The sequence below is a fragment of the Sphingobium abikonense NBRC 16140 genome, assembly GCF_001598335.1.
Classification (GTDB): Bacteria; Pseudomonadota; Alphaproteobacteria; order Sphingomonadales; family Sphingomonadaceae; genus Sphingobium; species Sphingobium abikonense.
This window is the reverse complement of the sequence record NZ_BCYT01000002.1, coordinates 142,782-156,312: the sequence shown is the minus strand read 5'-3', so window position 1 is coordinate 156,312 and position 13,531 is coordinate 142,782. Positions and strand designations below refer to the sequence as shown.

Below are 13,531 nucleotides of genomic sequence, written 5' to 3'. Positions count from 1 at the left end.
AATTGCGCCAGGATGTAGTCCGTCAGCATCAACTCCAAAAAATCGAAATGCTATTGATCCTGCAGATTGTGTCATCAGGATCGTTCTGTTGGCAGATCACATGACTACGATCCAACTCGACCCGATTATAATCCGACTGTTCACAACATATTCGGGTCTATTGCACGGCGGACAAATTGATAGGGATCGGGTCACCAGGGTCACTGCGCGCCATCGAGGACAAGCGCTTCCTCCCCGTGGGTGCGGACAAGGAGGTCGCCTCGAATTTCCAGCTGATCGCCGGCACCAACCGCGATTTGGGCGAGGCGTTGGCAGCGGGCGTGTTCCGCGACGATCTCTACGCGCGTCTCAACCTCTGGACCTTCCACCTCCCTGGCCTCGCTGACCGGCGAGAGGATATTGTACCCAATCTCGACTATGAACTGGATCGGTTCGCCGAGCGCGAAGGCCAACAGGCCAGTTTCAACAAGGAAGCACGCCAGCGCTATCTGACCTTCGCGACGTCCGGAGAGGCAAGCTGTTTTGGAAACTTCCGAAACCTCGCCGCCAGCATCACCCGTATGGCGACACTCAGCCCTAAAGGGCGAATCGATGTTGCGGATCGCCTACGAAAATATCTAGCGCGGTTCGACTTAGAATGGTCGGTGGTGAACGGCGTAAAACGAACGACCCTTATGAGACATGAGGGCGCTAGAGCGTGCGCTTGTTTGAGTGAATCGGGTGGGGGATTCACGCGGGCTGATTTTTCTATTCAACCTGCTGGCTGGGCACGAGGCCAGCAGGGATGGTTCGAGCCTATTCGGTCGATCTTCGTGAGCGCGTTGTTGCGGCGATAATAGCGGGCGCTTCTGCCCGGACGGCTGCCACATAGTTCGGAGTGAGTGTTGCCAGCGCGGGGTGAAGGCGAGCTATGGCGCGCTGTGCCTGTTTCTCGAACGGGAGGGACTGTCGTTCAAAAAAGCCTGTTCGCCAGCGAGCAGGATCGTCCCGCCATCGCCCGCAGGCGGATGCAGCGGCGCAAGTACCAGAACCGGCTTGATCCGGCGCGCCTCGTCTTCATTGACGAGACTTGGGCCAAGACCAACATGACACGCACCCACGGCCGCGCCACACATGGCCAGCGACTGCTCGCCAAGGTCCCCTTCGGTCACTGGCGCAAGCTGACCGTCCTTGCCGCGCTGCGCCGCGACCGGATCGATGCCCCATGTGTGCTCGATGGACCGATCAACGGTGAGCTCTTCCTCGCTTATGTCGAACAGTTCCTCGAACCTACGCTCAGCCCCGGCGACATCGTCATCATGGACAATCTCGGTAGCCACAAGGGCCAAGCCGTGCGGCAGGCCATCCGCAGTTGCGGCGCCACGCTCCTGTTTCTCCCGCCCTACAGTCCTGACATCAATCCGATCGGGCAGGTCTTCGCCAAGCTCAAGACAATCCTGCGAAAGGCAAACGAACGGTCCGTTGAAGCGACATGGAAGCGCGTCGGGTCATTCCTCGATGCCTTCTCACCAGACGAATACGCAGACTATCCCAAAAACAGCGGCTATGCTCCAATTTATGATGATCACGCTCTAAGGGTGGACAGCCCGACACCGGAAGCATCGGGCTGCTTCGTTTCAGTCGAACAACTCCTCGAGAAAGCTCTTCTTCCGCTTCTTCTGGAAACTCACGCCATGATCATAATGCGCGCGGTCCGGGCGGTAGCTAGGCGCGGCCGTCGCAGGCGGCGTCATTCCGACCGCCGATCGTTCGATGATCTTGTCCAGTTCGCCCCGGTCCAGCCATACGCCCCGGCATTGCGGGCAATAGTCGATCTCCACGCCCTGCCGATCCGTCATGGCGAGGCCGACATGACAGACCGGGCAGAGCATGGCGGACACCTGCGCCGCGTCCCGCATCATTCGCGCTCACCTGTCAGGCTGAGCAGCATCTGGAACAGGTTGACGAAATTGAGGTAAAGCGACAGCGCGCCCATGACCTGCATCTTCTGCGCGACTTCCTGGCCCGCATAGTAGAAATATTCCGATTTGATGCGCTGCACGTCCCAAGCGGTGAGGCCGGTGAATACCACCACGCCGATGATCGAGATGACCATCGCCATTGCCGACGAGCCGAGGAAAAGGTTGATAAGGCTGGCGACGATAATACCGATCAGGCCCATGATCAGGAAACTGCCCATCTTCGTCAGGTCACGCTGGGTCGTATAGCCCCACAACGCCATGGCGAGGAACATGACTGCGGCCGAGAAAAAGGCCTGCGCGATGCTGCCGCCGGTGAAGACGAGGAAGATGCTCCCCAGCGACACGCCCATCACGGCGGCAAAGGCCCAGAAAGCGGTGCGCGCGCCCGATGTCGTCATTTTTTCGATGCGGAAACTAAAGAAAAACACGAAGGCCAGCGGCGCGAAGATCGCCACCCATTTGAGCGGCGTGCCGTAGATGGCGGCGGCCAGCGCCGGGGTATTGCCAACCAGTGCGGCGACCAGACCGGTGATGACCAGGCCAAGACCCATGTTGCGGAAAACGCCCAGCATATGCGCGCGCAAACCGGCATCGGTGTCGACCGACCGGCTGGCGCCATAGCCCGGCATGCGAACGGGATTATTCATGTGCAAACTCACTCCATCCAATCGAACTGGTTCGAGTGAGCCCGGCGCGGTCTTCTGTGGCAAGTGAGGGGGCAAAACGCCACAAAACCTGCACCGGGCACACCCGATGCGGTCCGACATCGCGACGGGATGCAAGGGGGTAAACATCCGCGTCGCCAGAGGGGCCCGGCCCGCACAGACAATATCGGGCACGACATGCACCGCCGCAAGATGTCGCGTACCCTCGCAACATTATATTACAAAGGCGCATTCCAGTTCGGAGGATTGACCCCGCCCGCGTCTCGCGACATGGCTGACCGCATGTCCGATGACCAGCCTATCGCTGCGCCGCTGCGCCTGTTCAACAGTCTGACGCGGGCCATCGCGCCGTTCGCCCCGATCGAGGACGGCCATGCACGCGTCTATAGCTGCGGACCCACCGTCTATAATTATGCCCATATCGGAAATTTGCGCGCCTATGTCTTCACCGACACGTTGCGCCGGGCGCTGCTGTGGAAAGGGCTGGCGGTCACGCACGTCATCAACATCACCGATGTCGGCCATCTGACCAGCGACGCTGACGCAGGCGATGACAAGATGGAGGCGGCTGCACGGGCCAGCGCCCAGAGCATCTGGGACATCGCCGCCCATTATACGCAGGCATTCAAGCAGAATATCGCCGACCTCAATATCATCGCGCCGAGCGAATGGACGGTGGCGACGGACTATATACCGCAGATGATCGCCTTCGCGGAAAAAATCGCGCCGGATCATTGCTATGAGCTGGACAGCGGCCTCTATTTCGACAGCAGCAGCGTGCCCGACTATGGCGCACTGGCCGGGGGCCGCGACGATGCGGCGCATGCACGGATCGACCCCGTCGCGGGCAAGCGCAACCCCAGCGATTTCGCCATCTGGCGCAAATCGCCGCCGGGCGAACAACGGCAGATGGAATGGGACAGCCCATGGGGCAAGGGCGCGCCCGGCTGGCATCTGGAATGTTCGGTCATGTCCCAGGCGCGCCTTGGCCAGCCCTTCGACATTCACACCGGCGGCATCGACCATCGCGAGATCCATCACCCCAATGAAATCGCGCAGAACCAGGCCTTCCACGCCTGCTGCAGCCCTGACGTTGGCGCTGTCGAAGCGGGTTTCACCGGCGCGCGCTGGTGGATGCACAATAATTTCCTGGTCGATCGACAGGGGAAGATGTCGAAGTCCAAGGGCGGATTCACGACGCTGTTCAGCCTGATCGACGCGGGCGTGCATCCCCTCGCCTATCGCCTGCTGTGCCTGGGCGCGCATTATCGCAGCGAACTGGAATTCAGCGGCGACAATCTGGCGGCCGCGCTCACGCGGCTGAAGCGGCTGGTGATGGGCGTGGAGGGATTGAAGGCGCGCGCCGAAGGGGTGACTTGGCAGTCGCCCCGGCTCGACTATCTGCGCGCCAATCTTCATCCCAAGCTGACGCCACTGCTCGAACAGTTCGACGCCGCGATCAGCGATGATCTGATGACGCCTCGCGCGCTGCCGCTGCTGGAAGAGGCGATTGCGGTAAAAAAGGTGCCGGCGGATGAAAAGCTCTGCCTCATCGCCGCGTTTGACCAGGCGCTGGGCCTCAATCTGCTGAACCTGACGCGCGCGGACCTGCGGGTGCGCCCTAAAGATGCACTGTTGACCGCCGATCAGGTGGAGGCCGAAATGGAACGCCGCTCAGCCGCGCGCGCGAACAAGGATTTCGCTCTGTCCGACAGGATCAGGGATGAATTGGTCGCGCAAGGCATTGAAGTAATGGACGGCGACCCGCTGCGCTGGGACTGGCGGCCTGCGCTCGGCGCTTGACGGCGGGGGCAGCGCGGCCGCAAAGGATGGAGGGGGTCAAATCACTGAGTGGGGGCGGTGATGGAGCGATTGACGCGCCTTGGGCTATTGCTGGGATCATTGCTCGCTGCGTCGCCGACCCTGGCGAAGACGCCGGCATTTTCGACGAGCGACCCCCGTCATGCGGCGCTTTACCGGCTGGAGACGGCCGCATCGACCCTCTATGATAGCGACGATTATGCGCTATCCATGTCGCAGCAGACCCGCGACGCGTGGATGCGGCTGCATGACGCCGCGCTCAAGAGCCGGGTCAACGGACACCCCCATCCGCTTGGCGGCGTCGCGCTCGTCATGCTGGCATCGATGGATCAGCTGGACGGCAAAAATGCCGATGCGCTGCGCCGATCAAGCGAGAGCCTGACCCTGCTGGCGCCGTTTGCGGACGCCTATCCCATCGCCTGGATGCAGGGGCAGTCGGTCAAGGGCTATGCGCAAATGGCGCTGGGCGACGTATCGGGCGGCGCGGAGACGCTGGCGCAGGCGAGCCGCACCATGGACGGCTATATCGCCAGCCTGCCCCCCGAAGGGATCGACCGGGACGTGCATATGCTGCGTTCCAACATCGCCTTCATCCATGCGCAGGCGCTGATGCGGCTTGGCCGCAATGCCGAAGCGGTGGTGGCGCAAAAGGCCTGCATGGACGCGCGGATCGCGGCGGTGGGGCCGAACAGCGCCGACGCGCTTGGCGCTTATTATACCTACGCCCAGATGCTTCAGCGCGTCGATCGAAACGAGGAGGCCGAACATTATGCGCGGCTGGCGGTCGAGATCGGGACCGATCATGTCGACCGCAAGCACCCCAATTATGCCCGGGCGCTGGAAGCTCTGGGCTTGCTGCTGTCGCGGACCGGGCGCCGCGCCGAGAGCCTCGACTATCTGCAACGCGCCATTGCGATCAAGCGGGAGACGGTGGGGACGGACAGCCTGTATTTCCACTTCGCCCTGCAAAATCTGGGCTCCGTGCTGTTGTCGATGGAGCGTTATGCCGACGCCGAGCCGCTGTTCCTGGAGGCCGAGCGCGGCTTTCGCGCGCTGGAGGGAGAGAACAGCCCGCAATCGGCGCGCGCGCTTGCCTGGGCTGGCGCGGCAAGCCTTGCCGAAGGGCGTCACGACGAAGCGATCACACGGCTGAGCGCCGCGTTGGACCGAGTGAAGGCCGGGTCCGACAAGGACAGGGATATCGGCCAGCGCGCCTACCCCTATCTCATCGCCGCTTTGGTCGAGGCGGGGCGGATGGATGCGGCGCGCGACGCCGCCGCCGCCTATGCGACGGAAAGCGCCCAGCTGGACAATGCGCCTGCCTTGCCACTGGCAATGGCGGCGATGCTGGTGGCGCGGACGGCGCCGGATGGGCGGGATATCGGCGAAAGCGCGCGACGGGTCGTGGCGGTGGTGCGCGCCGATGCTGCGGTCAACAATGACGGGGAATTGGATGAGGAACAGCGGCTGGCGCTCGACATGGCGTTGGAGGCGGCAGCAACGACCGAGGACGGCGAACTCGCGCTGAACGCGATGGCCGTCATGGCCGCTTCGCGCATTGCCCAGGCCAACCGGCTGGTCGCGCAGCGACTGGTCCAGGATCCTGCGTTAGCGGCCCGGGTACGGGGTTTGCAGGATCGCGGCAGAGCGTTGGAAGAAGCGGACCGCGCCCTGCTGAAGGCGCTGGCGGTCGATCGCGGCGTTGCCGACGCGCGCGACCGACGTGCGGCCGCCGCCGCGGCCATGGCGGCCGAGCAGAGCGCGATCGCCCGCGACTTTCCCCGCTGGGCGGAAGCACGCGGGGCGGAGCAACCGGACTTGGCGGCCCTGCGCCGCGATCTGGGCAAGCGGGAAGCCTATCTGGCGGTCATGCCAGGCTTCAGTGGCGTCTATATGCTGGCCATAAGCCGTGACGCCGTGCGGATCGAGCGGGCGGAGAGGAGCCGGGCCGACCTGATCGCATTGGTGGGGCGGCTGCGCGACGGGCTCTCACCGGAGGGCTTTGACGGACAGGCGGCCTATCAGCTCCATGCGCACATCCTGACGCCGGGTATAGAGGCCGTGCTAGCCAGAACCCGGTCCTTGCGGATCGTCCCGACCGGCGCCTTCGCCTCCCTTCCCTTTGCAATGCTGACGCAACAGCCGGTGACAATGGCGCGCCGGGACACCCCCTGGCTGATCCGTCGCTTTGCCTTGACGGTGCAGCCCGGCTTCCTCACCACCCCTGCGCCAGCGCGCCTGATAGCGTTGAAGGATCAGCGTTTCCTGGGCGTTGGCGCACCCAATGGCCCCGGCGTGGCATCGATCCTGGCGACCAAGGCCGGCGGCCCGTTTCGCGGTGGGGCAGCGGCGACGCTTTCGGCGCTGCCAGCCCTGCCCGGATCGTCAACGGAATTGCAGGCGGTGGCGGATCAGTTCGGTCGGGCGCGGGCCACGCTGCTGACAGGTGCGCAAGCCACCGAGGCGGCGCTGCGGCGCAGCGATCTCACCTCCTATGGCGTCATGCTGTTCGCGACGCACGGGCTGGTCGGCGGCGAGATGGAGGGGCTGACCGAGCCGGCGCTATTGCTGTCTCCCGACGGGCCCGATGATGGGCTGTTGACCGCGTCGGAAGTGGCGACGATGCGGATCGGTGCGGACTGGGTGATCCTGTCCGCCTGCAACACGGCGGCGGGCGAGACGGCGCAGGCGCCCGCTTATTCAGGGCTGGCACAGGCGTTCCGCTATGCCGGTGCGGGCGCGCTGCTGGTTTCGCATTGGCCGGTGCGCGACGATGCCAGCGCCTTCGTGACGCTGGAAACGGTGAAGGGCGCGGACCGTGGTCTGACGCGCGCGGTGGCGTTGCAAAAGGCGATGCTCAAGCTGATGCGGTCCGGCCGGCCGGACGCAGCGCAGCCCTATATCTGGGCGCCGTTCATCCTGATCGGTCGCTAAAGGGTCAGAGATCCTCCAGCGCCGCGCTCGCCTCCATCCACACTTCCTCGGCCGTTTCCAGCTTCTTTTCGATCGCGGCGCGCTTCACCATCAGTTCGCTGGTGGTCATCTTCGCTTCCGCCCCGGTCGCGGCCTTGGGGTCGAACAGCGCCTGGTCGATGCGGCTGCGTTCAGCGGCCAGCGCGGCCATGTCCCTTTCCGCCTTGCTGACCGCATTCTTCGCCGCCTTCTGCTTTTCGCGCCACTGGGCCGCGTTGCGCTTTTCCGCCTTGCGATCGACCTTGGGTGCGTCACCGCCCCCTGCCCCGTCCGCGCCATTGCCATCGGATTTGCGCAGAATGATGTCGGTATAATCATCGAGGCTGCCGTCGAACGGCTGGGCGGTGCCATTGTCGACCAGCACCAGACGATCGGCAACCAGTTCGATCATGTGCCGGTCATGGCTGACGATCACCACCGCGCCCGAATAATCGTTCAGGGCCTGCACCAGCGCCTCGCGGCTGTCGACGTCCAGGTGGTTGGTCGGTTCGTCGAGGATGAGGAGGTGCGGCGCGTCGCGGGTGATGAGCGCGAGCGCCAGACGGGCGCGCTCGCCGCCGGACATGCTGCCCACCTTCTGCGTCGCGCGCTCGCCAGAAAAGCCGAAGCGGCCAAGTTGCGCGCGCACCGCGCCCGGCGTCGCACCCTTCATGACGCGGGTCATATGTTCGAGCGGGGTATCGGTGACGTCGAGTTCCTCGACCTGATACTGGGTGAAATAGCCGACATTCATCTTGGGACTGGAGGCCATGTCGCCCTCCATGGGCTTCAATTGCGCGGCGATCAGGCGGGCGAGCGTCGTCTTGCCATTGCCGTTGCGGCCGAGCAGCGCCAGCCGGTCATCCGGATCAATACGCAGGTTGATGCGGCGCAGGATCGGCGTGTCGGTATAGCCGACCGCGGCCATGTCCATGGTGATGAGCGGGGGCTTGAGTTCGGCGGGGCTGGGAAAGCCGAAATGCAGCGTCGGGTCCTCGATCGCGGCGGCGATGGGCTGCATCTTTGCCAGCGCCTTGGCGCGGGACTGCGCCTGTTTCGCGGTCGAGGCGCGGGCGGAATTGCGGGCGACATAGTCCTGCAGCTTCTCGCGCTCCGCCTGCTGCTTGGCGCGGGCCGCTTCCTGCTGGGCGAGGCGTTCGGCGCGCTGCCGTTCGAACGCGTCATAGCCGCCGGGGTAGAGCGTGACCTTCCCGCCTTCCAGATGCAGGATATAGTCGACGACATTGTTCAGAAGGTCGCGCTCATGGCTGATGACGACCACGGTGCCGCGATAGGCCTTGAGGAAATTTTCGAGCCACAAGGTCGCTTCGAGGTCGAGATGGTTCGACGGTTCGTCGAGCAGCAAAAGGTCGGGATTGGAAAAGAGCAGGGCGGCGAGCGCAACGCGCATTTTCCAGCCGCCCGAATAGCTGTCGAGCGGGCGGCCCTGCATCTCCTCGTCAAAGCCGAGGCCGACGAGGATGCGGGCGGCGCGGGCTGGCGCGGTATAGGCATCGATCGCGGTCAGCCGCTCATAGATATGGCCCAGCCGATCGGGATCTTCCGTCGTTTCGCTTTCGGCCATCAGCGCGGCGCGCTCGGTATCGGCGGCCAGCACGGTGTCGAACGGCGTGGCGGTGCCCGACGGCGCTTCCTGCGCGATATAGCCAAGGCGCGTGTCGCGCGGCATGTCGCACGACCCTTCGTCCGGATCGATCTGGCCGATCATCACCTTCATCAGCGTCGATTTGCCAGCGCCATTGCGGCCGATAAGGCCCACGCGGCTGCGCGGCGGCAGGGCGGCGGCGGCGCGATCAAGAATGGTGCGGCCGCCCAGGCGCACGGTGATGGCATTGAGGTTCAGCATGGCGCGCGACCTAGAGCATTTTGCGCGGCGCGAAAATGCCGCGCTGCGATTTTGTTGGCGCGCGGCCGTGAGTCGGGGCGACCGACAGGCCGGCAAGCGGTTCGCAGGGGCAGACGGCTTTGCGAAGTTCACAGTGTCGCGGCCTGCACGCAAAGGCGACGAACGGACGGGTGGCTCCGATTTCGCAATAGGATATTTTTTGCAAAGTCCTGCGCGCCGCCACCGGCGGCACAAGGCATGCGGAGAGGCGCGGACATGCGAAAGAACCGGCGCCTTTCATGGCATAAGCGGCACCGCGTAGGACAGGGATGCGAAGCGAGGGTCGCAGAATGGCATGAGACAAGAGCGGCAAGGGCGCTCGATCGCCCTATAGTTCCTCCGGCCAATAGAGCCGCATCGGGTTGTCGATCAGCAGCTTGCGCTGCAAATCCGGCGTCGGCGCAATGCGCGGGATCATGTCGACCAGATGCCCGTCGTCCGGTATCGCCGACTGCATATTGGGGTGCGGCCAGTCGGTCCCCCACAGGACGCGATCCTGATAATCCGCCACCAGTGGCGCGACCGCCCCGGCAAAGGCATCCCAGGGATCGCCCGTCGGGTCCAGTCGGTCCGGGCATGTCGCCTTGAACCATATATCCGCCCGGCTATCGAGAAAGGCGCGAAACGCCTTCATATCCGCGCCGTTGGACCCCTGGGTCACGTCGGGCCGGCCCATATGGTCGATGACGAGCGGCACCGGGATCGCGTCCATGAAGGGGCGCAATTCTTCGAGAATATCCGCTTCGAAATAGATCACCACATGCCAGCCTTCGGGCAGGCGACGGGCGACGTCGAGAAATCTGTCCTTGGGCGCGTCATCGACGAGCCGCTTGAGAAAGTTGAAGCGGATGCCGCGTATACCGCCATCATGCAGCGCCGCAAGCTCGGCCTCCGAGATGGCGGGATCGACCACGGCAACGCCGCGCGCCTTGCCGTTCGATTTCGCAATGGCGTCCAGCGTGGCGGCATTGTCCGTGCCATGGCAGCTGGCCTGCACGATCACGTTGCGGGCAAAACCCAGATGATCGCGCAGCGCGAACAGCTGATCCGGCCCGGCGTCTTCGGGCAGATATTTGGCCTTCGCGCTAAAAGGGAATTGCGCCATCGGCCCGAAGACATGGCAATGCGCGTCGATCGCGCCGGCGGGCGGCGTATAGAGCGGCTTCGACGGCGTGCCGTGCCAGGACAGGATACGATCAGACATAGACAATTCCATCCATCAGCTTGCGCGCCGTGCGCAGCAACGCCGCGCTGACGACCGCGCCATTGTCGTCGGTATCGAGCACACAGCTCATCTCGCCGGTCGGATGTTCGACCGAGAGAGTCTTGCGCGCGCCTTCGGGCACCACCGCAACCTCGGCCGCCGGTGAGCCATCGAGCAAGCAGGCCGTCGCCACGGAGACCGCGCCAAGAACGCCGATCGTGGCGTGCGCGCGATGCGGTATGAAGCTGCGCACCGTCACCGATCCGCCCTGCCTTGGCGGCGCGACCAGCATCATCTTGGGCACCGATTTGGCCGACACGTCGCCCAGGTTCATGCGCTCTCCCACGGCAAGGCGGATTGCCTCGATCCGCGCCTTGAGCGCTTCGTCGGCGTCGAGCGTCTCGCGATCCTCATAGCCGGTGATGCCGACATCCTGCGCCTTGATGACGACGCAGGGCATGCCATTGTCGATCAGGGTGACGGGCACATCGTTGACGATATCGACGGCATGACCAGTCGGCAGCAGGGCACCACAGGACGAGCCGGCAGTGTCGCGAAAGGCCAGCGGCACCGGCGCATGGGTGCCGGGCACGCCATCAATGGCCGTATCACCCGCATAAGTCACCATGCCACCGGGCGTCTGCACCGTCGCAATCGCGACCTGGCCGGTATTTTCCATGTAGATGGCCACCCGGGTTTCATCACCGGCGGGCGCGACCAGGCCGCGTTCAATGGCGAAAGGACCGATCCCCGCGAGAATATTGCCGCAATTCTGCGCGTCCGTGACGACCGCCTTGTCAACAAAGACCTGAAGGAACAAATAATCGACATCGATCCCTTCGCGCGCCGACTTTGCGACCACCGCGACCTTGCTGGTCAAGGGATCAGCGCCGCCCATGCCGTCAATCTGGCGCGGATCGGGCGAGCCCATGATGCGGAGGAGAAAGGCATCGCGCGCAGCTGTATCGTCGGGCAGGTCATCCTTCAGGAAATAGCCGCCCTTCGACGTGCCGCCGCGCATCCACATGCACGGGACGCCGCCCGCCCGATCAGACATATTTCAGGCCTTCTTTTTCAAGCCGCTCGCGCATCTTGTACATATCAAGGCCCAGGATGCCGCTGGCGAGTTTTTCCCGCTTTTCGCCTTCATTGGCCTCGCGCGCCTGCGCGGCGGCCAGCACCTCCGCCGCCTTTTCCCGCGGGACGATGCAAACGCCATCATCGTCGGCGACGATGACGTCGCCCGGCCGCACGGCGGCGTTGGCGCAGACTACCGGCACATTGACCGAACCCAGCGTATTCTTGACGGTGCCCTGCGCACAGATCGCCTTGGACCATACGGGGAAATTCATTTCCGTAAGGTCGCGCACATCGCGCACGCCCGCGTCGATAATCAGTCCACGGCATCCGCGCGCCTGGGCGCTGGTTGCCAGCAGGTCGCCGAAATAGCCGTCCTCGCAGGGACTGGTCGGGGCCAGCAGGAGGATATCACCCGGTTGCAGTTGCTCGATCGCGACATGAACCATCCAGTTGTCGCCCGGCGCGGCGCTGATCGTCACGGCCGACCCCGCGATCCGGGCGCCACTGTAGATCGGTCGCATATAGCTGGCCAGCAGACCGGTGCGCCCCTGCGCTTCGTGGACGGTTGCCACACCGCATTTGGCCAGACCGTCGATCACCGCCGGATCGGCCCGCTCGATATTCTGGACGACGATACCACTCATATGCTGCGCTCCTTCTGTGAAGCGAGATGGCGAAGCCGGCGGCACAGCGGAAGGAGAAGTTTGGAAAGTGCCATTGGATTTGGCTAAGAGTGTGGCCATGGACATATGGAGCCTCAACCTCCGCCACTTGCATGCTATCGAACGGATCGCCCATCTGGGCACGGTCAGCGGCGCTGCTCGCGCGGTGAATTTGAGCCAGCCCGCGATAACGCAAGGGTTGGGCCGGCTGGAGGACCTATTGGGCGTGCCGCTGTTCGAGCGGCGGCATGACGGCATGATTCCCACGGCCGCAGGACATATTCTCAGCCCCCGGATCGCAGCGGCGCTGACCCACATCAACAGCCCGCATGTCACCATGTCGCGGATGCGCGCGATGCTGGCGGTGGCGGAAACCGGCAGTTACACGAGTGCAAGCGCGCTGACGGGCTTGGCGGCGCCGTCAATCCATCGCGCCATCAGCGACCTGTCGCTGGCGCTGCGGCGCACCCTTGTCACCCGGCGGGGCAAGTTCGCGATGACTAATGAGGCGGGCAGGCAACTGGCGCGGGAATTCCGGCTGGCGCAGGTGGAACTGGAAGCGGGTCTTTCCGAGGTTATGGCCCTGCGGGGTCATGAAACACGCCGGATCGCCATCGGTGCCATGCCGCTTTCGCGGGCGCGCATCCTCCCTGCGGCGGTCGCCTGCTTTCTTGCGCGCAGGCCTCAGGTGCGGCTCACCATCGTCGAAGGATCGCGCGCCGAACTGGTCGAACCTTTGCGCAGCGGCGTCATCGACGTCATGGTGGGGGCGCTGCGCATGCCGCTGGCCGAAGCCGATCTGGTCCAGCGGCCATTATTCGCTGACGTGCCGGCCTTTTATGCGCGCTACGACCACCCCCTTGCGGGCCAGGCGCCGACCGCGGCGGAACTGGCGCGGTTCCCCTTCACCCTCGCCCCGCGCGGAACGCCTTTGCGTGACGGTTTCGAAGGATATTTCTCCGAGTCCGGACTGCCATTGCCGGCGGTTCCGGTCGAATCCGGATCCGTGATGATGATCCGGCAGGTGCTCATGGGAACGGACTTCATCACCTTATTGTCGCCCGATCAGGTGGCGGTCGAGGTTGAAGCGGGATGGCTGCGGTCCCTTGCGCCTCTGCCCGACCAGTTCGCCCGCTCCATAGGCATGACGACCCGCGCATCGCTCCTGCCCACGCAGGTCCAGTCCGAATTCTTCGCCGATCTGGAAGCGGCCGCCGGCGCTTGTGGCGCGGAATAGACTTAGCATGACCTTATAATCACTTGCCAGTTCCGATTTGCCT

Annotated in this window: 10 protein-coding genes and 1 pseudogene; 5 read left to right on the top strand and 6 right to left on the bottom strand. The window is 64.1% G+C overall.

The annotated features are described in order from the left end of the window. Nucleotides 1-176 precede the first annotated feature (176 nt). Nucleotides 177-836 (top strand): sigma 54-interacting transcriptional regulator, encoded by a 660-nt coding sequence (locus tag SAB01S_RS18780; protein WP_281179025.1) that lies wholly within the window; start codon nt 177-179, stop codon nt 834-836. Then, a pseudogene (locus tag SAB01S_RS18000) lies at nt 785-1,556 on the top strand (IS630 family transposase); the annotation flags it as partial. The gene SAB01S_RS18780 and the pseudogene SAB01S_RS18000, both read left to right, overlap by 52 nt. A 60-nt stretch (nt 1,557-1,616) precedes the next feature. Here SAB01S_RS18000 and SAB01S_RS02735 read toward each other — a convergent pair. Both SAB01S_RS02735 and SAB01S_RS02730 read right to left on the bottom strand, forming a co-directional pair. Next, the gene (locus tag SAB01S_RS02735) at nt 1,617-1,898 is read right to left on the bottom strand and encodes a TFIIB-type zinc ribbon-containing protein (protein ID WP_062731767.1); all 282 of its coding nucleotides are present in this window, start codon (nt 1,896-1,898) and stop codon (nt 1,617-1,619) included. After that, nucleotides 1,898-2,608, bottom strand: a complete 711-nt coding sequence (locus SAB01S_RS02730) for a Bax inhibitor-1/YccA family protein (RefSeq protein WP_062731615.1) — start codon at nt 2,606-2,608, stop codon at nt 1,898-1,900. Before SAB01S_RS02730 ends, SAB01S_RS02735 begins: the two co-directional genes overlap by 1 nt. A gap of 300 nt (nt 2,609-2,908) precedes the next feature. Here SAB01S_RS02730 and cysS point away from each other — a divergent pair, with 300 nt between their 5' ends. Continuing rightward, complete coding sequence (cysS, locus tag SAB01S_RS02725; protein WP_439646646.1) at nt 2,909-4,429, top strand: cysteine--tRNA ligase; 1,521 nt, start codon at nt 2,909-2,911, stop codon at nt 4,427-4,429. Between the two features lie 60 nt (nt 4,430-4,489). After that, nucleotides 4,490-7,381 (top strand): CHAT domain-containing tetratricopeptide repeat protein, encoded by a 2,892-nt coding sequence (locus tag SAB01S_RS02720; protein ID WP_062731613.1) that lies wholly within the window; start codon nt 4,490-4,492, stop codon nt 7,379-7,381. A 4-nt stretch (nt 7,382-7,385) separates the two neighbouring features. Here the strand turns inward: SAB01S_RS02720 and SAB01S_RS02715 are convergent, their stop codons facing one another. The 4 genes from SAB01S_RS02715 to ligK form a co-directional block, all read right to left on the bottom strand. Then, a complete protein-coding gene (locus SAB01S_RS02715) occupies nt 7,386-9,266 on the bottom strand; it encodes an ABC-F family ATP-binding cassette domain-containing protein (RefSeq protein ID WP_062731612.1) in 1,881 nt (626 codons plus the stop codon). A 367-nt stretch (nt 9,267-9,633) separates the two neighbouring features. After that, the gene (locus tag SAB01S_RS02705; RefSeq protein ID WP_062731610.1) at nt 9,634-10,509 is read right to left on the bottom strand and encodes an amidohydrolase family protein; all 876 of its coding nucleotides are present in this window, start codon (nt 10,507-10,509) and stop codon (nt 9,634-9,636) included. After that, nucleotides 10,502-11,566 carry a 4-oxalomesaconate tautomerase gene (locus SAB01S_RS02700; RefSeq protein ID WP_062731609.1) on the bottom strand — a complete coding sequence of 355 codons (1,065 nt, stop codon included), beginning with the start codon at nt 11,564-11,566 and terminating at the stop codon, nt 10,502-10,504. The genes SAB01S_RS02705 and SAB01S_RS02700 overlap by 8 nt, the downstream gene beginning before the upstream one ends. After that, entirely contained in the window at nt 11,559-12,233 is a 675-nt protein-coding gene (gene ligK / locus SAB01S_RS02695) for a 4-carboxy-4-hydroxy-2-oxoadipate aldolase/oxaloacetate decarboxylase (protein ID WP_062731608.1), read from the bottom strand. The genes SAB01S_RS02700 and ligK overlap by 8 nt, the downstream gene beginning before the upstream one ends. Before the next feature lie 97 nt (nt 12,234-12,330). Here ligK and SAB01S_RS02690 point away from each other — a divergent pair, with 97 nt between their 5' ends. After that, entirely contained in the window at nt 12,331-13,488 is a 1,158-nt protein-coding gene (locus SAB01S_RS02690; RefSeq protein WP_062731607.1) for a LysR family transcriptional regulator, read from the top strand. Nucleotides 13,489-13,531: the final 43 nt, after the last annotated feature.

Bases quoted from the DNA above. Each gene is read 5' to 3' on its own strand.
- SAB01S_RS02730 (WP_062731615.1), bottom strand. From the start codon at position 2,608: ATGAATAATCCCGTTCGCATGCCGGGCTATGGCGCCAGCCGGTCGGTC.
- SAB01S_RS02715 (WP_062731612.1), bottom strand. From the start codon at position 9,266: ATGCTGAACCTCAATGCCATCACCGTGCGCCTGGGCGGCCGCACCATT.
- SAB01S_RS02690 (WP_062731607.1), top strand. From the start codon at position 12,331: ATGGACATATGGAGCCTCAACCTCCGCCACTTGCATGCTATCGAACGG.
- ligK (WP_062731608.1), bottom strand. From the start codon at position 12,233: ATGAGTGGTATCGTCGTCCAGAATATCGAGCGGGCCGATCCGGCGGTG.
- SAB01S_RS02705 (WP_062731610.1), bottom strand. From the start codon at position 10,509: ATGTCTGATCGTATCCTGTCCTGGCACGGCACGCCGTCGAAGCCGCTC.
- cysS (WP_439646646.1), top strand. From the start codon at position 2,909: ATGTCCGATGACCAGCCTATCGCTGCGCCGCTGCGCCTGTTCAACAGT.
- SAB01S_RS02720 (WP_062731613.1), top strand. From the start codon at position 4,490: ATGGAGCGATTGACGCGCCTTGGGCTATTGCTGGGATCATTGCTCGCT.
- SAB01S_RS02735 (WP_062731767.1), bottom strand. From the start codon at position 1,898: ATGCGGGACGCGGCGCAGGTGTCCGCCATGCTCTGCCCGGTCTGTCAT.
- SAB01S_RS02700 (WP_062731609.1), bottom strand. From the start codon at position 11,566: ATGTCTGATCGGGCGGGCGGCGTCCCGTGCATGTGGATGCGCGGCGGC.